Annotated in this window: 21 protein-coding genes; 3 read left to right on the forward strand and 18 right to left on the reverse strand. The window is 41.9% G+C overall.

The genetic code is table 11. From position 1 onward, the window contains the following. The first annotated feature begins 14 nt into the window (after positions 1 to 14). Positions 15 to 200, forward strand: a complete 186-nt coding sequence (gene rpmB, locus AB3Y88_RS02305) for a 50S ribosomal protein L28 (protein ID WP_056959959.1) — start codon at positions 15 to 17, stop codon at positions 198 to 200. Positions 201 to 273: 73 nt separating this feature from the next. Here rpmB and AB3Y88_RS02310 read toward each other — a convergent pair whose 3' ends face one another. The 11 genes from AB3Y88_RS02310 to gmk form a co-directional block, all read right to left on the reverse strand. Next, the gene (locus AB3Y88_RS02310) at positions 274 to 918 is read right to left on the reverse strand and encodes a thiamine diphosphokinase (RefSeq protein ID WP_228887776.1); all 645 of its coding nucleotides are present in this window, start codon (positions 916 to 918) and stop codon (positions 274 to 276) included. 1 nt (position 919) lies between these two features. Then, on the reverse strand, positions 920 to 1,573 hold the full coding sequence (gene rpe, locus AB3Y88_RS02315; RefSeq protein WP_056959953.1) for a ribulose-phosphate 3-epimerase: 654 nt from the start codon (positions 1,571 to 1,573) through the stop codon (positions 920 to 922). A gap of 15 nt (positions 1,574 to 1,588) precedes the next feature. Next, positions 1,589 to 2,467: a ribosome small subunit-dependent GTPase A gene (rsgA, locus tag AB3Y88_RS02320; RefSeq protein WP_228887777.1), complete on the reverse strand. Its 879-nt coding sequence runs from the start codon at positions 2,465 to 2,467 to the stop codon at positions 1,589 to 1,591. 37 nt (positions 2,468 to 2,504) lie between these two features. After that, positions 2,505 to 4,487, reverse strand: a complete 1,983-nt coding sequence (gene pknB, locus AB3Y88_RS02325) for a Stk1 family PASTA domain-containing Ser/Thr kinase (protein ID WP_228887778.1) — start codon at positions 4,485 to 4,487, stop codon at positions 2,505 to 2,507. After that, positions 4,484 to 5,236 carry a Stp1/IreP family PP2C-type Ser/Thr phosphatase gene (locus tag AB3Y88_RS02330; RefSeq protein WP_056959947.1) on the reverse strand — a complete coding sequence of 251 codons (753 nt, stop codon included), beginning with the start codon at positions 5,234 to 5,236 and terminating at the stop codon, positions 4,484 to 4,486. Before AB3Y88_RS02330 ends, pknB begins: the two co-directional genes overlap by 4 nt. After that, complete coding sequence (gene rsmB, locus AB3Y88_RS02335) at positions 5,237 to 6,604, reverse strand: 16S rRNA (cytosine(967)-C(5))-methyltransferase RsmB (protein WP_228887779.1); 1,368 nt, start codon at positions 6,602 to 6,604, stop codon at positions 5,237 to 5,239. After that, positions 6,597 to 7,550: a methionyl-tRNA formyltransferase gene (gene fmt / locus AB3Y88_RS02340; RefSeq protein ID WP_261907339.1), complete on the reverse strand. Its 954-nt coding sequence runs from the start codon at positions 7,548 to 7,550 to the stop codon at positions 6,597 to 6,599. The genes rsmB and fmt overlap by 8 nt, the downstream gene beginning before the upstream one ends. Positions 7,551 to 7,570: 20 nt before the next feature. After that, entirely contained in the window at positions 7,571 to 9,988 is a 2,418-nt protein-coding gene (priA, locus tag AB3Y88_RS02345; RefSeq protein WP_228887849.1) for a primosomal protein N', read from the reverse strand. A gap of 15 nt (positions 9,989 to 10,003) precedes the next feature. Next, positions 10,004 to 11,191, reverse strand: a complete 1,188-nt coding sequence (coaBC, locus tag AB3Y88_RS02350; protein ID WP_228887781.1) for a bifunctional phosphopantothenoylcysteine decarboxylase/phosphopantothenate--cysteine ligase CoaBC — start codon at positions 11,189 to 11,191, stop codon at positions 10,004 to 10,006. Between the two features lie 159 nt (positions 11,192 to 11,350). After that, positions 11,351 to 11,563 (reverse strand): DNA-directed RNA polymerase subunit omega, encoded by a 213-nt coding sequence (gene rpoZ, locus AB3Y88_RS02355; RefSeq protein ID WP_054757316.1) that lies wholly within the window; start codon positions 11,561 to 11,563, stop codon positions 11,351 to 11,353. Next, the gene (gene gmk / locus AB3Y88_RS02360) at positions 11,560 to 12,180 is read right to left on the reverse strand and encodes a guanylate kinase (protein WP_056959938.1); all 621 of its coding nucleotides are present in this window, start codon (positions 12,178 to 12,180) and stop codon (positions 11,560 to 11,562) included. Before gmk ends, rpoZ begins: the two co-directional genes overlap by 4 nt. 186 nt (positions 12,181 to 12,366) lie before the next feature. Between gmk and AB3Y88_RS02365 the strand changes: the two genes are divergently transcribed. Continuing rightward, positions 12,367 to 12,690 (forward strand): hypothetical protein, encoded by a 324-nt coding sequence (locus AB3Y88_RS02365; RefSeq protein WP_054757315.1) that lies wholly within the window; start codon positions 12,367 to 12,369, stop codon positions 12,688 to 12,690. A 203-nt stretch (positions 12,691 to 12,893) separates the two neighbouring features. On the opposite strand, the gene glnA is transcribed toward AB3Y88_RS02365, so the two are convergent. The 4 genes from glnA to miaA all read right to left on the reverse strand — a co-directional run bounded on the left by glnA (position 12,894) and on the right by miaA (position 16,938). Continuing rightward, positions 12,894 to 14,237, reverse strand: a complete 1,344-nt coding sequence (glnA, locus tag AB3Y88_RS02370; protein WP_056959936.1) for a type I glutamate--ammonia ligase — start codon at positions 14,235 to 14,237, stop codon at positions 12,894 to 12,896. Between the two features lie 22 nt (positions 14,238 to 14,259). Then, positions 14,260 to 14,649: a MerR family transcriptional regulator gene (locus AB3Y88_RS02375; RefSeq protein WP_054757314.1), complete on the reverse strand. Its 390-nt coding sequence runs from the start codon at positions 14,647 to 14,649 to the stop codon at positions 14,260 to 14,262. Between the two features lie 73 nt (positions 14,650 to 14,722). Beyond that, complete coding sequence (locus AB3Y88_RS02380; protein WP_056959935.1) at positions 14,723 to 16,000, reverse strand: methionine gamma-lyase family protein; 1,278 nt, start codon at positions 15,998 to 16,000, stop codon at positions 14,723 to 14,725. Between the two features lie 17 nt (positions 16,001 to 16,017). After that, positions 16,018 to 16,938 carry a tRNA (adenosine(37)-N6)-dimethylallyltransferase MiaA gene (gene miaA, locus AB3Y88_RS02385; protein ID WP_228887782.1) on the reverse strand — a complete coding sequence of 307 codons (921 nt, stop codon included), beginning with the start codon at positions 16,936 to 16,938 and terminating at the stop codon, positions 16,018 to 16,020. Positions 16,939 to 17,054: 116 nt separating this feature from the next. Between miaA and AB3Y88_RS02390 the strand changes: the two genes are divergently transcribed. Then, positions 17,055 to 17,231, forward strand: a complete 177-nt coding sequence (locus tag AB3Y88_RS02390; protein WP_082610396.1) for a DUF3042 family protein — start codon at positions 17,055 to 17,057, stop codon at positions 17,229 to 17,231. Positions 17,232 to 17,311: 80 nt separating this feature from the next. Here AB3Y88_RS02390 and AB3Y88_RS02395 read toward each other — a convergent pair whose 3' ends face one another. The 3 genes from AB3Y88_RS02395 to AB3Y88_RS02405 are packed head-to-tail and all read right to left on the reverse strand — an operon-like array spanning position 17,312 to position 18,937. Continuing rightward, a complete protein-coding gene (locus tag AB3Y88_RS02395) occupies positions 17,312 to 17,722 on the reverse strand; it encodes a rhodanese-like domain-containing protein (protein WP_056959931.1) in 411 nt (136 codons plus the stop codon). Between the two features lie 23 nt (positions 17,723 to 17,745). Beyond that, the gene (locus tag AB3Y88_RS02400) at positions 17,746 to 18,705 is read right to left on the reverse strand and encodes an ROK family glucokinase (protein ID WP_054757309.1); all 960 of its coding nucleotides are present in this window, start codon (positions 18,703 to 18,705) and stop codon (positions 17,746 to 17,748) included. Between the two features lie 13 nt (positions 18,706 to 18,718). Beyond that, entirely contained in the window at positions 18,719 to 18,937 is a 219-nt protein-coding gene (locus AB3Y88_RS02405) for a YqgQ family protein (RefSeq protein ID WP_056959930.1), read from the reverse strand. Positions 18,938 to 18,952 lie beyond the last annotated feature (15 nt).

Raw genomic sequence — 18,952 nt, forward strand, 5'->3', positions numbered from 1 at the left:
AAGGAGGAATAACAATGGCAAAAGACTTTATTACTGGCCGCAAAACAACTTTCGGCAAAAAGCGTTCACATGCTTTGAACCAAACGAGTCGCTCATGGAAACCAAATCTGCAAAAAGTAAGAATTTTGGTTGACGGCAAGCCTAAAAGAGTTTGGGTATCAGCTCGAGCATTGAAATCGGGCAAAGTAACACGCGTATAATTACTAAAGACTCGTTTTGCGAGTCTTTTTTTGTTTCTAAATTAACGGACTGCTGGGTGCTTAACGATTATTGTTAATCTTTGCTTTGAATGACACACACAACCCCGCTGCTGAAACTGAATTTTCCAGTCTCGCCAATAAACTCATTGCTGGCTAATGAAATTGGATGCGTAAAATCAGTCTGACTTAACCGATATTTTTCATCAAAGAGCTCCAGTGCTTTCACTGCTGTCAGTGGAATAAACGCCAGATACTTCTTATCTTCTTCTTTTTTCAGCCGATGCACTCCTGGTTTAAAAAAACTAACGGTATTAAAGCGATCATAGAGATAAATTTTTTCAAGAAACTGATCAAAGGGGGGCCGCAGCACGCAAAACAAGTTTGCTAGGAAATGATCTAAACGACCACCCGTCGCACCGTAAATATTAATCCGCTCGCAATCAAACTGCTTAAAAATCAACTTAAGTGCCAACTCGGTATCCGTATCATCTTTCTGTGCCTTTGCAGTCACCACCTGCTGACTGTTAGCAAAAACGAGTTTTCTTTCAGCGGGTGATGAAGAATCAAAATCTCCAATCGCTAATGCTGGCTTAATCCCATGCTTGACTAGCCGTAAAGCACCCCGATCTGCACCTACCCAAAGAGCTGCTTTTTGATCCTCAAAAAGCTGTTCCGGCCATTCACAGACCGGTCCACCAACTAATAAATTGATAATCATCTTACTCACCCGTCACTTTATGTAATAATTTGACCTGCGCAGCCGGTGATTGACTCTCAAAAACAAACGACCCCGCAACTGCCACGGTCGCACCGCGCGCTTGACACAGGACACTTGTTTTCTCATCAATACCACCATCAACTTCGATTTCAAAAGTCAATCCTTGAGCTTTCTTCAAGGTCGCTAATTGAGCTATTTTATCCAAAGTCTCAGGAATAAACTTCTGTCCGCCGAATCCAGGATTAACTGTCATAATTAAAACAGCATCCACTACTGGCAATAACTCTTGCAGCACACTGATCGGCGTCCCCGGATTTAAGACCACTTCCGCTTTGCATCCAGCCTGATGAATCAATTGTACCATCCGATAAATATGGGGGGTAGCCTCGTAATGTACGCCGATGATCTGTACGCCTGCCTCAGCCAACGGTGAGATGTAATCTTCAGGACGACTGACCATCAGATGGCAGTCGAATATTAAGCTAGAATTTGGTCTCAAGGCTTTAATTAACGGAACCCCAAAAGAAAGATTAGGAACAAAGTGACCATCCATCACATCCAGATGAAGATATTCCGCACCCGCATCTTCGACAATTTTTATGTCGCGTTGTAAATTAGCAAAATCTGCACTCAAAATTGAAGGAGCAATTTTCATTTTATAACACCTCATTTATGATTTACGATATTTTGGCTTCTGTGAACTGATATCTTTTTGAAACTGTACATAATTCAAGTAACGACTTTCTAGGATCTCTCCAGCTGCAACTGCGGCTTTAACGGCACACCCAGGTTCATTAAGATGCAAACAACTTCTGAATTTACAGGTTGCACTGTAAGCTCGTAGTTCTGGAAAGAAGCCGCCCAGTTGTTCCTTGGTAACATCCAGCAGGTCAAAAGAAGAAAAACCAGGAGTATCAGCAATTAAGGTCCCGGCTAAAGGAAATAGTGCTGTCTTGCGAGTCGTGTGCTTGCCACGGCTCAACGCCTTTGACACGACCCCGGTTTCTAATTCAAGTTCCGGCTTCAAGTCATTGAGCAATGTCGATTTTCCTGCTCCTGTCTGCCCCATCACAACTCCCAATTGTCCTGCCAATCCTGCAAAAAGTTCAGTTGGTGCCGGTGCTGGTGACATAAAGCATTTGTAATAAACCGCATAGGCAGCAATTAACTTTGTTAGCTTGTGCTTTTCCGCCGTATTTAAAAGATCAATTTTAGAAAAATACAGTAACGGTGTAATCTTATTTTTTTCAAGCATCACTAATTGCCGATCCAATAAATTAGTTGATAAAACCGGCTCCTTAACCGCGGTCACCACAATCGCAAAATCAACATTTGCAACTGGCGGCCTTACTAGCCGATTCTTCCGTGCAGCAATTTTTAAAATATAGCCCTCTGTTTGACTATCTGCCTTAAATTCAACCCAATCGCCCACTAAGGGAGTCTGGTTTTTCTTCCGAAAATTGCCACGTGCTCTAGTCCGATAGATCAGTCCATCAACTTCAATGTCGTAATATCCGCTTAAAGACTGTCGAATTTGTCCTGCTACCACCCCAACGCCTCCTTCTAATCCTTGCAACTTTGTATCGCTAATTTCCACTATCTTTAATATTATCTTTTTCAGCAACAACCTGACCATCGCGTACAACCTTATACTTTCCCGTTGCAGACCCATCCAAAGTAAACGGTAAAGAAATCTCCGTGTCACGTGCAATCGTCAGCGTTTGATACACCGAACTAAAACTGTGATTTTTATCTTGAAGATAAATTTCAATTTTATTCGTTGTACTTTGCTGTGCTCCAGTACTTGTAGAACTTGCATTATTAGCATATGGCAAAGTCACATTAACAGCAAACGTCTTTTCTTGCGAGCTGCTTGAAGCACTACTACTGCTGGAAGAGCTTGTTGTATTTGCTGCTAGTGTAACTTGTAAAACATCCCCGCTTTGAACGGGAGAACCCACCGCAGGATCTTGTGCAATTACTAAACCTGCTGTTGAGTCACTTGAACTTTCCTTTTTGACTTTCAAAACAAGCCCTAATTCGTTAGCGTAGTCCCGCACACTTTTTTCTGTATAGCCGGTTAAATCTCTTAAATAGGACTGTCCTGCTCCAGAACTAACTGTAAAAGTCACAGTTGTCTGATCCCAGACGACCTTTTTATTTTTAGAAAGCGTCTGATCTAGAATCTCGCCCTTAGCGACAGTATTAGAATACTCATTTTGTTTTAAAACTGTCACACCTTTTGCCTCAAGCTTTTTCTTGACAGTCGCATAAGACTGCCCGGTATAATCACCAAATTTAAATTTCTCTGGCCCCTTGGACAAAACAAGCGAAACTTGTGAATTTTCACGGACATTCGTTGCTTCTTCTGGTGTTGAGGAGATCACTTGTCCTTGATAATACTTATCATTATTTTGATAAGAGACCTTTCCAACCTTTAGATTACGATCTGAAAGGACCCCCTTAGCCTCTGCCTTAGTCATTCCCCTCAAATCAGGAATACTGACATTATGCGGACTTAAAGCAAACGATAGCGCTGCAAAAATTACCAGCAAAAGTATAAAACAGATGCCACCCCAAAAAAGCCATTTCTTTTTGGTACTCCATTTTTTGGCCTTGGTCTCTGGCTTTTTTTCCGGTACAGTTGGTTTCTTTTTTTGGACTTTAGTTGCTATTTTAAGCGGTTCAAGGACCTTTGTCTCGTCATCCAAGGTTTCAAACGGGTGCCATTTAGGCTCGGTCGCACGCGTTGCAGAGAGTGTTGTACGCAAGTCCGCTGCCATTTCAGCCACCGTTTGATAACGTTCTCTCAGATTCTTAGCAGTTGCACGTAAAACAACATTTTCGAGCGGCTGTGGAATACTGTGGTCAAAGGCGCGCACTGACGGCATCTCATTTTGAAAATGTTTGAGTGCGATGGAAACAGCGGTCTCCCCTTGATATGGGACACGCCCTGTCAGCATCTCAAATAAAATAATTCCCAGAGAATAAATGTCTGATTGTTTGGTTACTAAACTACCTCGCGCCTGTTCAGGAGAAAGATAATGAACCGAGCCCATGAGGGTATTCGTCTGTGTCAACGAATATTCGGAAGTCGCAAGTGCAATTCCAAAATCGGTAATCTTGACTTGACCTTGTTCATTGATCAAAATATTTTGTGGTTTAAGGTCACGATGAATAATATCATGGGCATGCGCCTCAGATACAGCTGAAAGGATTTGTTCCATAATTCCGATAACCCGCGAATATGCAAATGGAAAGTTTTGTGCGATATACTCTTTTAAATCCATGCCTTCCACATATTCCATTATTAAATACTGCATGCCATTGTCTTCGCCAAGGTCATAAATACTAACAATATTGGGATGGGCAAGTTCAGTTAAAGAAATTGCCTCACGTTTAAAGCGCCGAATTGCTGCCGGATTATCCCGCAGATCAAGTCGCATTAATTTAACTGCGACTTCACGTTTTAAAATGAGATCAAAGGCAAGGTAGACATTCGCCATGCCACCTTCACCCAAGCTCTTTTTTATTTTATACCGACCGCTCAGTACATATCCTGCTTTCATCGCGGTTTCACCTCACCGTGCGTTGCGGCTCGTGCAAGCAAAAGCGTAATATTATCACTCCCGCCAGCTTTATTTGCCTGTGCAATCAATAACTGGCATTTTTCATCAAGCTGCGCATCACTTTGCAAGACTTTTTCAATTTCTGCATCTTCAAGCATATTGGTCAATCCATCTGTACACAGCAACAGCATATCTGTAGATTGTAATTCAATTACTTTTTCATCCAAAGTTGCATTGCCAGAAACACCAAGTGTGCGTGTTACAATGTTTTTTTGCGGATGATGTTTTGCTTCTTCTGAACTGATTTGTCCGCGTTTAAGCAGTTCATTGACTAATGAATGATCTTCTGTAACTTGGATCAGCTCATTTTTGCGCAGCAAATACCCCCGGCTGTCCCCAATATTAGCTAACAAAAATTCTGTACCGAAAAAAAGAGCACAAACCAGTGTGGTTCCCATGCCGTTCAAATCTTCATATTGCTGGGCACGTTCCAAAATCAGTGTGTTTTCACGATTGACTTCTTCAACCAACCAACGGGCACCTTCTTGGAGAGTGGAAAAGGTCGTTTCTTCGAATCTGAAACCTAGATGTGAAACAGCCATTTCAGAAGCCACATCGCCTCCTTTATGGCCCCCAAGTCCGTCTGCAACGACTGCAAACTGAATTTCTTGCTTATTTTGGAAAACGCCGACATAATCTTCATTACGCTTACGAATTTTCCCAATGTCGCTTTGATATGCAAAAATCATTTAGTTCATCTCCACCGTCTTTTTCCTGCGCAATGTTGCAATAAAGAAACCATCGGAATTGTACTCATCCGGATAAATCGTCAATGCCAACTGCCCAGCCTTTTTTACAGGCAGACTAGTCGTTGTCTCAAGCTGTTCAAATTCAGGATGTTTTTTCAAAAAGAGCGTGATCACATCTTGGTTTTCAGTTTTTAAAATAGTACATGTACTGTAGGTAAGCTTACCCCCTGGTGCTACTAAAGGTGCGACGCTTTCCAAAATTTCAAGCTGGATCTGCTGCAGGTTAACTGAATCTTGTGGGCTTTTTTCATACCGAATCTCAGGTTTGCGTCGTAGCAGACCTATCCCAGAACATGGTGCATCCACTAAAACCTGTGCAAAACTTTGTGCCGCAAATCTTGTTCCAGCCGCACGTGCATCGAGTGTCACTGCTTTTACTTTAGCAGAAAAATCACATTTTTTGGCATTTTCTTTAATTAATTCAACTTTATGCCGATGAATATCAAGCGCTGTGACCTGTCCGGTAGTTAACTCATCAGCAATCTGCATCGTTTTACCACCGGGAGCGGCACAGGCGTCTAGAACCTGCTCCGTTCCTGATAGTTGCATGGAATCAACAACCAAAGCTGCACTTTCGTCTTGCAGCATGAGCTTGCCTGTCTGAAAAAGAGGACTATCAAGTACATGCCCTTTTTTTAGCAGCAAACTTCCTGTAAAAACTGCGCTTTGTTCAACTTCAAAGCCCGCTGCCATAAGCTGTTTTTTTGCTGCCGCGACAGTGATCCGTGACTGATTAACTCGCACAGCACCATGCGGAATTTGCGCCAACGAAGATAAAATTTTAATAGTCTTCTCGTCTCCAACCTGCTGCTGCAAACGGTTAATTATCCATTCTGGGACACTATAAACGATGCTAAGTCGCTTTGTAGGTTGCTGTAGCTCCTCAAAATTGCGTACACCTGTCCGCAAAATTGCATGCAAAACACCTGTCACAAATTTTCGCACACCATCGTGTCCCTTGCTTTTGGCAATTTCAATGGCTTCATTCAAAACTGCACGTGCAGGGATTTTATCCAAATATTGCAATTGGTACAAAGAAACCAGCAAAAGCTGTTGTACCCAAGGCTCCAGTTTTTTACCTTTAATAAAAGGTTCAAGCCAATATTCAAGCGTCAACCGATGCTGTAGGACACCATAAACCAGCCTAGTCAGCAAATTACCGTCAACTCGTGACAACTGTTTTTTTTGCAGTGTCTGATTTAATAAGATATTTGAATAGGCATTTTCACGTACAATCCGTGTTAAAATTTCAACGGCTAATAAACGGGCCGTTGGTTTTGTTATTCTTTTTAAGGGCTTATTATTCATCTGTAATTATCCTCTGACCAGCCTTGATTCCTTGACCCTGACCATTCAAGTAAGCGCTGATATTCATTTTGGGTTTGCCTGCCGGTTGCAAAACTTCAAGTTGATAAACTGTTCCTTTAGCCGCTGCCACTTTTAAGTGCTTCTTATCAACTTCAACTACAAAGCCCGCGGCCAGTGTTGTTTTTTCAGTCAGTGGTTTAATTTGCCAAAGCTTTGTTCGTTTCCCTAGGAATTGCTTAAAATATGCCCCTGGTTGTGGCCGAAGTGCCCGGATTTTCCAATCTAACTCAACTGCTGTTTGTTGCAAACTCAGTGTTTCTTGTTCTGGTCTAATCACAGGAGAAAAAGTAACCTGATCTTCAGCTTGAGGCACGGCCTCAATTTCCCCCTGCAATAACTTAGGCAGAGTTTCCAGCAAAAGCGTCCGACCTAGCACACTCATTTTGGCAAAAATTGTTCCAGTATCATCTGTGGCACCAATTGGCAATTTTGCTTGCGCCAACATTGCACCTGCGTCCATTTTCTTAACCATATAAATTAAGGTCACCCCAGTCAGCGAATCCCCATTCATGATTGCATATTGAACCGGCGCACCACCGCGATACTTGGGTAACAGTGAACCATGAACATTCACTGCTCCAACTTTGGCTGCAGCAATGAGTGCGTCAGGTAGAAATTGTCCAAATGCAGCCGTAATGATTAAATCTGGAGCAAGTTCAATAACTGCTGCCATTTCTGGACTACCACTAATTTTTTGTGGTTGTAGTACTCGAATTCCATGTTTCAATGCAACTGCTTTAACTGGGGGATGTGTTAAAACACGCTTGCGGCCAGTCAATCGATCAGGTTGAGTGACCACCGCCTTAATATCATAATCAGCTTCCACTAGTCCTTCCAAGATAGTTGCTGCAAACTGCGGGGTTCCCATAAAAACAACAGAGGTCATCGATATCATCATTCCTTTTCTTAAATAAAATTCAGTGGTTCGCGATCAATCGTCAGCAGCACGCCAGTTCTTTCGGAACGTTGACTCTTTTGCAATAATTCACTAAGACATGCTGCCAGCCCAGGTTCTTTTTTATACTTAATAATCAATTGATAATAATAACGCTTATTAATACGCATGATTGCTTTAGGGGTTGGTCCTAGAATAACTGCACTACTACTGAGCGCCGTTTTAAGGGTTTTATAAGTCTCAAAAATTTTCTTAGCTGCTTGACTTTCAGCTGGTGCACTGGCAGTTACTTGAATCGTAAAATAATATGGCGGATAGCCTCCCCGATGCCGAATATCCATCTCACGCATAAAAAACTGTTCATAATCTTGCTTTTGTGCCAACAATAAAGCATAGTGTTCAGGATTATATGTCTGAATAATAACCTTGCCTTCTTTTTGTGCACGCCCTGCTCTTCCACTGACTTGTGTAAGTAGTTGAAAGGTCCGTTCACTTGCACGAAAATCGGCAAGCCCCAGAGCAGTATCCGCATTTAAGACCCCTACTAAAGTAACATCCGGATAGTCAAGCCCCTTTGCAATCATCTGTGTTCCTAGCAAAATATCCGCTTTTCGTTCACCAAATTCTCTGAGGATTCGGGCATGCGCCCCTTTTCTTTTGGTTGTATCAACATCCATTCTTAAGATTCTGGCCTGTGGAAAAAGCTGTGTCAATTCTTGTTCAACTTTCTGGGTTCCCGTCCCATAGTATCTAATTTGGCGACTACCACAAGACGGACAAACATGCGGAATTGCTTCTTCATGTCCGCAATAATGGCACTTCATTGAGTGTGTGTCAAGATGAAAAGTCAACGAAATATCACAGTTGGGACAATTCAGTACATAACCGCAATCCCGGCACATCATAAACGAAGAATATCCGCGCCGGTTAAGCATTAAAATAACCTGTTCCTTTTTGGCAAGTCGTATTTCGACCGCATCAATCAAAGCTTGCGAAAAATCCGGGAAACGAGTTTTCTTGGCTTCTTGCCGCATATCTATCAGTGACACTTGGGGCAGCGGCTTATTATTAATCCGCTGCGGCAGCTTCAACCAGCGATAGACACCCTTTTGCGCACGAGCACGCGATTCAAGCGAGGGTGTAGCACTCCCCAAAACTACAGGACAACTGTGAAAATCAGCACGCCATTTTGCCACATCGCGTGCATGATAACGCGGCATTTTTTCCTGCTTATAACTAGATTCATGCTCTTCATCTATGATGATCACCCCAAGCCTTTTTAAAGGTGCAAAGACCGCAGAACGGGCCCCCACCACGACGGTTGCTTGTCCTTCTTTGATTCTACGCCATTCATCAAAACGTTCGCCATCTGAAAGGCCGCTATGCAAAAGTGCAACCTGCGTCCCAAAGCGTCCCACGACTCGCTTAACCATTTGCGGAGTCAACGAAATTTCCGGAACCAGCATCAAGGCTGTTTTCTTTTGGGCAAGCGCATGCGCAATGATCTGCAGGTAAACTTCTGTTTTGCCGCTTCCAGTGACGCCTTCAAGTAAAAAAGTAGTTGGTTGCTGTTGGTCAATTTGCGCAATAACTGCAGCAACCGCGGCTGCTTGTGCTGGGGTTAGATGTCGCGGAACTGTGCGTTTAACGTTCAATTGCCTAACTGGATTGCGATATTGAACCTGCTTAAAACGGGTGATCCAGCCTTTTTTTTCAGCATTCCGGAAAGTTTCAGGAGAAAGTGCCAGCTTCTTTTCCAGTAGTCCCTGCTGCATCGCTTGTGGATGCTGCGATAAATAAGTTAGAAGTGTGTGTAAGTTACGTGCATTTGCACGCAGCTTGCCGACCGCCTGCTCCAATTCAGCTTTATCAAGCGCAGCTTTGATAAAGCTGACCTGTTTAGCCTGCAGACGATCATTTACCACATAGTTTAATTTAAGCATGCCAGTCCGCCGTGCAGTTAGCAGTTGTGAGCGTAATGGTTCTGCAACCTTTTGCTCATCAAAAAGTTTTTTGGTGTGCGCCCCAAAAAAAGCGCGTACAGCTTCTGGAACATTGAACTTATTAGTCAACTCTAGCTCTTTGCTATATTTAGCTCGGAGTGCGCTGGGAATCATCACCTGTAAACAACTGATTAAAAATGAAAAAGTCGTCTGTGCCAACCACGGTCCCAAGGCAAGCGCTTCAGCGTCTAAAACCGGTTCAAGATCAGTTAAGGCCTCAATCTCTTTGAGTTCTCCTGCAAAAGAAGCCTGTGAAAAAACACGCATTACAAAACCTTGTACCAACCGACTGCCGCGTCCAAATGGCACAATTACGCGCATTCCAGGACTCAATTCATTTTCAAAATTGTGCTTCACTTTATAAGTATAAGGCTGATTAGTTTGCATTGTTGGAACATCAACAATCACTTCCGCATACTGTGCGATTGCCAGCACCTCCTTTTATTGTGAAAGTAGCACATCAAAAATCTGTGCGGCGATTTCTTCTTTGGTAGTTTTTTTAACTAATAACGGCTTTTGGTGCGGTCGCAGAAAAGTTACTTCATTTTGGTTACTTCCAAAACCGATGTCGCTACGCGAAACATCATTAGCAACTAGCAAATCAACCCGTTTTTTAACCATTTTTTTGGCTGCATTTTGCACTAACTGCTGCGTTTCTGCCGCAAACCCGACTAACAGCTGCTGTTTCTTTTTAGCTCCAAGTCCTAAAAGAATATCTGGATTTTCGACCAATTGTAATGCCAAAGTTGTGTCCTTTTTTTTGATTTTTTGTGCTGCCGGTTTTGCTGCGCGGTAATCCGAGACAGCTGCTGCCATAATCACGATATCCATTTTTGAATAATAAGTCTCAACTGCCTTAGCCATTTCTAGCGCTGTTTGAACTGCAATAACTTTGGCCCCAAAAGGTGGCTTTAACTGTGTAGGGGCGGAGATCAAGATCACCGTCGCACCACGTAAAAGCGCATTCTCAGCGAGCGCATAGCCCATTTTCCCGGATGAACGATTCGTAAGATAGCGGACAGGGTCTAATGGCTCAATTGTCCCACCGGCAGTAATGAGCACCTGTTTATTCTTCAGGTCCTGTTTTTGGCTTATTCGCGTGTAGTTAAATGTGAGCCACTCAACTACCTGTTCGATTTCTGGTAACCTACCCTTGCCCGTATATCCTTCAGCCAAAAAACCAGTCGCTGGCTCTAATACACAAATGCCGTCTTCCATAAGTTGTTTCAGATTCCTTTGAGTTGCAGGATTGTAGTACATTTGATCATTCATTGCAGGAACAACAAACTTCGGACAAGCTGAAGCTAAAAGCGCCGAACTGACAAAGTCATCTGCAATTCCAGTGGCCATTTTTGCAATCAGATTAGCCGTTGCAGGGATGACGACTGCTAGATCAGACCACACTGCCAGTTCAATATGCGGGACAATTTCAGCACTATTTTCCCCATCAATATAGACCGGATTTTGACTAAGAGTTTGAAAGGTCAAGGGGGTCACAAAGGCACATGCACTCTTAGTCAGTGCTACCTTGACTTGTGCTCCCTTTTTAATCATTTCGCGCACAAAGAATGCCGCTTTATAGGCTGCAATCCCACCAGTCACATAGACTGCCACATGTTGATTTTTCACTGTGTCGCCTCCAGTATCTAATAATCATATTGTAACAATTTTAGCAGCAAAAAACACAACAAAAAAGAGATCAGCTAGATTACACTTCACAACCGTAATAAAGTTGTCTCTGTGCTCAACCAGGATCTCCAGTTATCTTATGCGTTTTTACGCAACCAATTAAACTTTTTCGTGTTCGTTCGGATCAATTATCAAATCATCCGCAACGACTTCCTCTAGTGCTTTCCCAACATTTTTAACTGATTCATACTTATTCAGCATTGGAACAGCGCCGCCATCAAGTTCGTGCGCACGTTTACTTGCAAGCATTACCAATGAGTAACGCGAATCGACTCTTTTCAATAGATCATCGACTGAAGGATATAAAATCATTTCAAAACATCTCCTAACTGTTTCTTGTAATCTGGTAAAAATCTTTTCACACGCCAACGTTCAGCACGAATGATAGTTTTGATCTTTTCGACTGCTGCCGGGATTTCATCGTTGACTACCGCATAATCGTAGTTTTGCATCATTTCAATCTCGCCAACAGCTTTTTTCATCCGCTTATCAATCGTTGCTAAATCATCGGTGCCGCGCTCGATAATCCGATGCCTCAACTCCATCAAATCTGGGGGGGTTAAGAAAATAAACAAGCCGTCAGTACATTTTTCACGAACCTGCATTGCCCCTCTGACTTCAATTTCAAGGAAAACGTCTTTACCACTATCAAGCATCTCATTAACATATTTTAACGGTGTCCCGTAATAATTGTCAACATAACGCGCATACTCCAGCATGCCTCCGGTTGCGATTTCTTTTTCAAATTCATCTTTGGAAACAAAGAAATAATCCTTTCCGTCTACTTCTCCTGGTCTCTTCTTTCTGGTGGTCATCGAGATCGAATAATGGAATTTGTTATCATCTTGTTCAAAAATGGCCTTCCTAATGGTTCCTTTACCTACTCCAGAAGGTCCAGATAATACGATCAGCATTCCGCGTTTAGACATGTCTGCAAATTCTCCTCTAAAATAATGTATTAACTCAATAATGTACTTTTTTGAATCTTTTTTCAAGCCTCTCTCTTCAAAAAATAATTATTCTCGGATAAAAAAATAAAATCACGCTTGCAATTGCGAACAAATGTTCTATAATGAATTTATCGAACAAATGTTCTTAAAAAGGAGCGACTTGTTATGGCACTTAAAAAAACTACTTTACAGCAAATTATCGAAAGTATCCAAGCCAAATTCAATCTTAGTGCACAAGCTGAGAATACACATTATCAACAGATGCCAGCTTTTCAACTAAAACTCTTTATTGAGCAAGCAATTCAAAAACACAAGCCGCTTAGCCTTTGCTTAACAGATCTTGAAGGCCACGAGTTCGTTGCAACGGGATTTATTAGTAAAAATAAGAATAATGACCAAATCTTCACTGTCGCTGATCTTTATGGTGGGATCTCCCACCTCATAATGTTTGCACAGATTAAATATGTAAAAATCGTTAATTTTTCATAGGCAGCTATTTTAATGTCCTGCTAATTCCAGAAATGTTGATGCCTTATTGTTGGATTACATTTCTTTATAACAGTTCAAGTACCTAAATAAGGCTATCAGGCTGGCTCAAAACTTATGTTTTGTCCAGTCTGATAACCTTATTTACAATACTGTTATTAATGTACTTTGATTACCAGTCTCAGGCTACAAAATACACTTGCTTTTTAATATAATTCTAAGTACTGATCACGTTCCCATTGTGAAACTTCTTGACGATAAGCGCCCCATTCGAGCTTCTTACCTTCAATGAAGTTTTGATACAAATGAGGACCCATTGCCTTGGCAATCACTTCATCAGCTTCAAGTGACTTCAAAGCATTATGCAAAGTCGAAGGCAAGTCAGAAATTCCATTTGCCTTGCGCTCTTCATCGTCCATTACATAGATATTCCGGTCAATTGGCTTAGGAGCTTCGATTTTATTACGCAAACCATCAAGCCCAGCTTCCAGAATAGCTGCAATTGCAAGGTAAGGATTAGCACTAGGGTCAACACTTCGTAATTCGAGACGGGTTGATAGTCCACGTGCAATCGGCACACGTACAAGTGGAGAACGGTTGCGACCTGACCATGCAACATAAACAGGTGCTTCATATCCTGGAACAAGTCGCTTGTAGGAGTTAACAGTTGGGTTAGTAACAGCTGTGAATCCACGAGCATGTTTCAACAAGCCACCTAAGAAGTAATGTGCTTCTTGTGAAAGCTGCATCTCTCCTTTTTCATCAAAGAAAGCATTCCCATCGGCCGTGAAAAGTGACATGTTGATGTGCATCCCAGAGCCATTAATCCGATCAAGTGGCTTTGGCATAAATGTTGCGTGTAATCCATGTTTGCGTGCAACTGTCTTAACAACCAGCTTAAAGGTTTGAATGTTATCACAAGCGTGCAATGCATCTGCATACTTGAAATCAATTTCATGTTGCCCAGGGGCGACTTCATGATGGGAGGCTTCAACGTCAAAGCCCATATTTTCAAGCTCAAGCACGATATCACGTCGGCAATTTTCACCCAAATCTACAGGGGCAAGATCAAAGTAACTCCCCTTGTCATTCAGGCTCATCGTTGGTTTGCCAGTTTGAGGATCCAATTTGAACAAGAAAAACTCAGGTTCTGGCCCAATGTTGAAGTCTGTAAAGCCTAACTCCTTCATTTCTTTCAAAACACGAATCAGATTATTGCGCGGATCCCCAATGAAAGGTGTGCGATCTGCATTGTAAACTTCACAAATAATCCGTGCGACTTTTCCATGCTCACTCCCCCAAGGGAAGATCATCCACGTCGATAAATCCGGATACAGAATCATATCACTTTCCTCGATACGCACAAAACCATCAATCGAGGAGCCATCAAACATCAACTTGTTATCAAGCAACTTATCCAATTGGCTAATTGGAACTTCAACGTTCTTAATCACGCCATATAAATCTGTGAACATTAAGCGTAAAAACTTAACATTTTCTTCCTTAGAAATCTTGCGGATGTCATCCTTGGTGTAGCTAGGCTTTCCCATATAAATCGCTCCTTTTTAAAATTTAGAGGTTCTTATTATGTTTGAAAGGAAACTCTTCTCTCTTGCCCAAACCGCTGACAGAGATAAATTCATCCCGTAAAATTTTACGAACATCTGAATCAGTTAATGGTTTAGCCAACTGTGCTTCTTTTGCAGCACGCTTACGTTCATTTTCAACGTAAATATGCTTAATCCCAGCCATGTTAATGCCTTCATCAAGATAATCTTTAATCTCTAATAAGCGATCAACATCATTGAGAGAATACATCCTGCGATTTCCTTCATTGCGTTCGGGTTTTACCAGCTCTTGCTCCTCATAATACCTGATCTGTCGCGCCGACAAGTTTGTTAACTTCATGACGGTCCCAATCGGTAAAACGGCAAGAGAACGTCTGAGTTCCTTTTCTTTCATAACAACCCTCCTAACTCACGCACTAATAATAGCAAGGCGAATTTTAAATGTCAACAGTGAATGTTATATTTTATTACATGTCTTTCTTTTCGTAAAAAATTTCTGCAACTGCCTTACTAATCGCAACTTTCACATGGGAATAAGTTAATCCACCCTGAATATACAGCGTATATGGAGGTCTCATCGGGCCGTCCGATGACAGTTCAATGGTTGAACCTTCTGTAAAACTTCCAGAAGCCATAATTTCAGGATCCTCGTAGCCATCCATCACGCTTGGAACAGGGTCAACATATGAATTAACGGGTGAATAATGCTGGATTGCTTGGCAAAAACCGATCATTGCGGTGGGGTCACCAAAATTAACCGTTTGGACTAAATCAGTCCGTGGTGCATCCCAGCGCGGTGAAACAGTCAGACCGATTTTTTCGAGCAGCGCGCTAGTAAAAATTGCTCCTTTAATCGCTTCTCCCGTAACATGTGGTCCCAAGAAAAAGCCTTGGTACATGTCACGTATGTGTCCGATAGTTGCACCTTCATGCTTTCCGGCCCCAGGAACATTTAAGCGATTGCCCGCTTTTTTAATTAAAGCTTTCCTTCCAACAAGATATGCACCCGTTTTGACGATGCCTGCACCTGCATTCTTATACAGAGAACCCGCCATGAGATCAGCACCATCTTCCGTTGGTTCATGGATCTCAGAAAATTCACCATAACAATTATCGATAAAAATAATGGCATGTGGCAGTCTTGCGCGCACAAATGCAATCATCTCTTTAATTTCAGCTACCGTAAAGCTGTCTCGCAGCGCATATCCGCGTGAACGTTGAATCGCTACAACTTTGATACTGTCATTTTTTTGCAGCTTAGCAGCAACTGTCTTATAATCGACTTTTCCAGTTTTTAAAAGTTTTGCATAATCAAAATTGATCCCGTAATCCAGCATTGTCCCTGGTTCATCACCAACTATTCCAATCACATGCTGAATAGTATCATACGGCATTCCAGTCATGTAAAAGAGAGTATCTTGCGCGCGTAAAATGCTAAAAAGTGCAGTGGCAATTGCATGTGTTCCAGAAATTAATTGGGGCCGCACCATTGCATCTTCCGTATGAAAATAATCGGCATAAATCGCATCCAACTTATCGCGACCAACATCGTCATATCCGTAACCAGTCGACCCCGCAAAATCTTCTTCAGCGACATGATGCTTTCTAAAACACTCCAAAACACGCATCTGATTATAAGTCACCTGTTCATCAATTTCAGCTATCCGCGGCGCAATTTGGCGTTCGACAGCGGCCACCTTTGCCTGTAAATCTTGTGGTAATTCATTTTTCCATGAGAGCTTCATCAATATCTACCCCTTTTCTACCGCCAATTTTCGATTAAAGTCTTTATTTTATCGCTTTCATCATCTTTTGTGACAAGATCAAACCAGTTAACATCCATTTTATTGCGAAACCAAGTTAATTGCCGTTTTGCATAGTGCCGCGAGTTCTTCTTCAAAGCTGCCACGGCCTGTGCCAATGAAATCTCACCTCTAAAATAAGGGAAGAATTCCTGATAGCCAATTCCATGACCGGCTTGCAAATGTTCGCCTCCAGCAACGTAAAGCGTGTGCGCTTCTTCCACCAACCCAGCAGCTAGCATCAGGTCGACCCGTTTTTCAATTCTTTCATACAGTAATTTGCGCTCTGTATTTAAGCCAATGATCAGCGGTTCAAACTCAGAACTTGCCATATCATTTTGTTCAGAAAACAAGCGACCTGTTTTTTCAAAAACTTCAAGTGCCCGGATAACACGACGTTCATTATTCTGTGGAATTTTCTTGGCAGCCACAGGATCAATTTGCGCTAAATGTTGCCACAACTGCTCCTTGCCATATTGCTGCGAAAAATTTCGCCATTTTTCTCTGATTTTTTCGTTTTGTTCGTACTGGTCATTTCCTAATTTGAAATTATCCAGTAACGCTTGCAAATAAAAACCGGTTCCACCGACAATAAATGGGAGTGCACCTCTGGCTGTAATTGCCTGAATCTGTGCCCGACAAGCTGTAACAAAGTCTGCGACGGAAAAACGTTCATTAATCTGTCTAATATCAATTAAATGATGCGGAATCCCCTTTTTTTCTGAAGGAGTTACTTTAGCAGTTCCAATGTTTAACCCGCGGTAAACCTGCATTGAATCACCCGAAATAATTTCTCCGTTGAACTGGCGGGCCAAAGCAACTGAAAGGGCTGTCTTGCCAACTGCAGTTGGTCCTACTATCAATACGATTTTAGTCGCCATTTCAATTTCCCATCCTTACTCTTAATTTTTATTCATGAATTACACGCTTAAAACTGGAAATCCAACCCCAAAACCTGCATAATTGAGAGTAGAAGCAGGTAAAGGAGGTCAACCCAATGAAACCATTTAGCAGAGGATTTATACTCGGAGTAGCAACGACCATTAGTGCTGCAGCAGGTTGCTTTTACGCTTTTAAGCGTACCGTGGTCGAACCGATCGAAGAAAAAGAAGAAATGATCGCTGAGCATCGCAGACGTGCTATTCGTAAAATGCACTCATCACATCAAGGCTAACAGCAAAAAAGAGGCTCTGACATTTTATTGTTAGCCTCTTTTTTTCGTTTTAATAAACCAGATCTATTTGGATAAAAAACTTAACTTCTTTTTTTTACCCGTCCATCCCATTTATCAAAACCATTTTTCAGAATATAAATGTCCGTGTATCCATCTTTATGCAGCCTAACAGCAATTCGTGTACTAAGCGACTTTCCTTGATCATAAAGGTAAACTGGCATATCTTTGCGAATTGATTCTTTCATAATTTTAAACTGCGCGTAAGGGACATTTCGCGCTCCCATAATATGTCCTGCATCAAAATTATCCTTATCACGCAAGTCGATAATCTGTGCAACATGCATCCCGTGACGAAATTCCTGGTTCTCAAGAAAATGAGCTACTCTGCGCCCTTGATACCATAAGTATAACTGATTGCCCAAAATATAAAGCATGACGACAATCAAAATAATGTCAATAATTCCCCAAATTGAGATTGCTTGTAAAAACATTTGACTTTCTCCTTTCACACAGACTACTTAAAAGTCAATGCAAGTGAGGCAGCTCCAATTACACCTGCTTCATTTCCAAGTTGAGCTAACTTAAGCGTTGTCGTTTTCTCAACAACCGGAAAAGCAAATTCTTGAAAATATTTATTTACTCGTTTTAGTAGATACTCACCGGCTGCCGAAACTCCCCCACCGATTACTACGAATGAAGGATTCAAAAGATTAGCTAAATTTGCACAGGCTAACCCGAGATAGTAACAGACACGTTCAACCACCATTTTACCAAGTAAATCCTCTTTTTTGGCTAAGTCAAACACAATCTTAGACGTGATTTCTTGCCCATCATCAAGCATCTGCTTTAGCTTTGAGTTGCCGGCAAATTCTTCTGCCATATCACGTGCCACTCTGACGATTCCAGTTGCAGAGGCATAAGTTTCCAAACAACCATGATTGCCACAAGTACATAAATAGCCCTGCGGTTGCACAATCATATGTCCAACTTCACCAGCAGCCCGAACACCATGGAGAAGCTTGCCGTTTGAGACTAAGCCGCCACCGACCCCGGTTCCAAGAGTGATAAATGCAACTTCACCATTATTTTCGCCAGCACCTTTCCAACGTTCACCTAAAGCCGCCACATTCGCATCATTGTCAATTGCAAATGGAATCCCCGTTTCCTGTTCAACTACTTTTTTTACCTGCTGCAGGGTCTTCCAATTTAAATTATAAGCACCAATTACAGTTCCGGCATCCAGATCAACCGTGCCTGGGGAACCCATACCAATTCCGACAAATTGTTCCACTTGCATGTTATAAAGGGCAATATGATGATTAATTGAAGAGACAATGTCTGGAACGATATGTGTCCCTTCATCTAAAATATTGGTTTCAATACTCCATTTTTGCTGAATTTCACCTTCTGTGGTTAAAATTGCAAACTTGATTGTCGTGCCACCAAGGTCAACTCCAATTAGCTTTTTATCCATTAAAAAACCTCCACTAAAAATCCGTTAATTCATTTTGATGTTTTTCTTCAAATCTGTGTTCTCTTGTCAGGACCAGCTTTGCCGTAATAAAAGTTGGATCATCGATTACGCCAGCTTTATGCAAATGATCAAGTTCTAAGGCCATCAGTTCAATGTCCCAGATCCGTTTCCCCACATAAACAAAAATCCCGAAACGCTTTAAGAGTTGCTGCACATCATAAAGTGTCTTCACGAAAACACCTCCAAT

The organism is Liquorilactobacillus satsumensis, assembly GCF_964065465.1.
Taxonomy (GTDB): domain Bacteria; phylum Bacillota; class Bacilli; order Lactobacillales; family Lactobacillaceae; genus Liquorilactobacillus; species Liquorilactobacillus satsumensis.

Coding starts and splice junctions, on each gene's coding strand:
- AB3Y88_RS02310 (WP_228887776.1), bottom strand. CDS start 918: ATGATTATCAATTTATTAGTTGGTGGACCGGTCTGTGAATGGCCGGAA.
- AB3Y88_RS02375 (WP_054757314.1), bottom strand. CDS start 14,649: ATGAAAGAAAAGGAACTCAGACGTTCTCTTGCCGTTTTACCGATTGGG.
- rpe (WP_056959953.1), bottom strand. CDS start 1,573: ATGAAAATTGCTCCTTCAATTTTGAGTGCAGATTTTGCTAATTTACAA.
- AB3Y88_RS02380 (WP_056959935.1), bottom strand. CDS start 16,000: ATGAAGCTCTCATGGAAAAATGAATTACCACAAGATTTACAGGCAAAG.
- fmt (WP_261907339.1), bottom strand. CDS start 7,550: ATGACCTCTGTTGTTTTTATGGGAACCCCGCAGTTTGCAGCAACTATC.
- pknB (WP_228887778.1), bottom strand. CDS start 4,487: ATGAAAGCAGGATATGTACTGAGCGGTCGGTATAAAATAAAAAAGAGC.
- glnA (WP_056959936.1), bottom strand. CDS start 14,237: ATGGGAAAGCCTAGCTACACCAAGGATGACATCCGCAAGATTTCTAAG.
- AB3Y88_RS02395 (WP_056959931.1), bottom strand. CDS start 17,722: ATGTTTTTACAAGCAATCTCAATTTGGGGAATTATTGACATTATTTTG.
- miaA (WP_228887782.1), bottom strand. CDS start 16,938: ATGGCGACTAAAATCGTATTGATAGTAGGACCAACTGCAGTTGGCAAG.
- rpoZ (WP_054757316.1), bottom strand. CDS start 11,563: ATGATTTTATATCCTTCAGTCGATGATCTATTGAAAAGAGTCGATTCG.
- rpmB (WP_056959959.1), top strand. CDS start 15: ATGGCAAAAGACTTTATTACTGGCCGCAAAACAACTTTCGGCAAAAAG.
- AB3Y88_RS02400 (WP_054757309.1), bottom strand. CDS start 18,705: ATGGATAAAAAGCTAATTGGAGTTGACCTTGGTGGCACGACAATCAAG.
- AB3Y88_RS02365 (WP_054757315.1), top strand. CDS start 12,367: ATGGCACTTAAAAAAACTACTTTACAGCAAATTATCGAAAGTATCCAA.
- AB3Y88_RS02390 (WP_082610396.1), top strand. CDS start 17,055: ATGAAACCATTTAGCAGAGGATTTATACTCGGAGTAGCAACGACCATT.
- AB3Y88_RS02330 (WP_056959947.1), bottom strand. CDS start 5,236: ATGATTTTTGCATATCAAAGCGACATTGGGAAAATTCGTAAGCGTAAT.
- rsmB (WP_228887779.1), bottom strand. CDS start 6,604: ATGAATAATAAGCCCTTAAAAAGAATAACAAAACCAACGGCCCGTTTA.
- gmk (WP_056959938.1), bottom strand. CDS start 12,180: ATGTCTAAACGCGGAATGCTGATCGTATTATCTGGACCTTCTGGAGTA.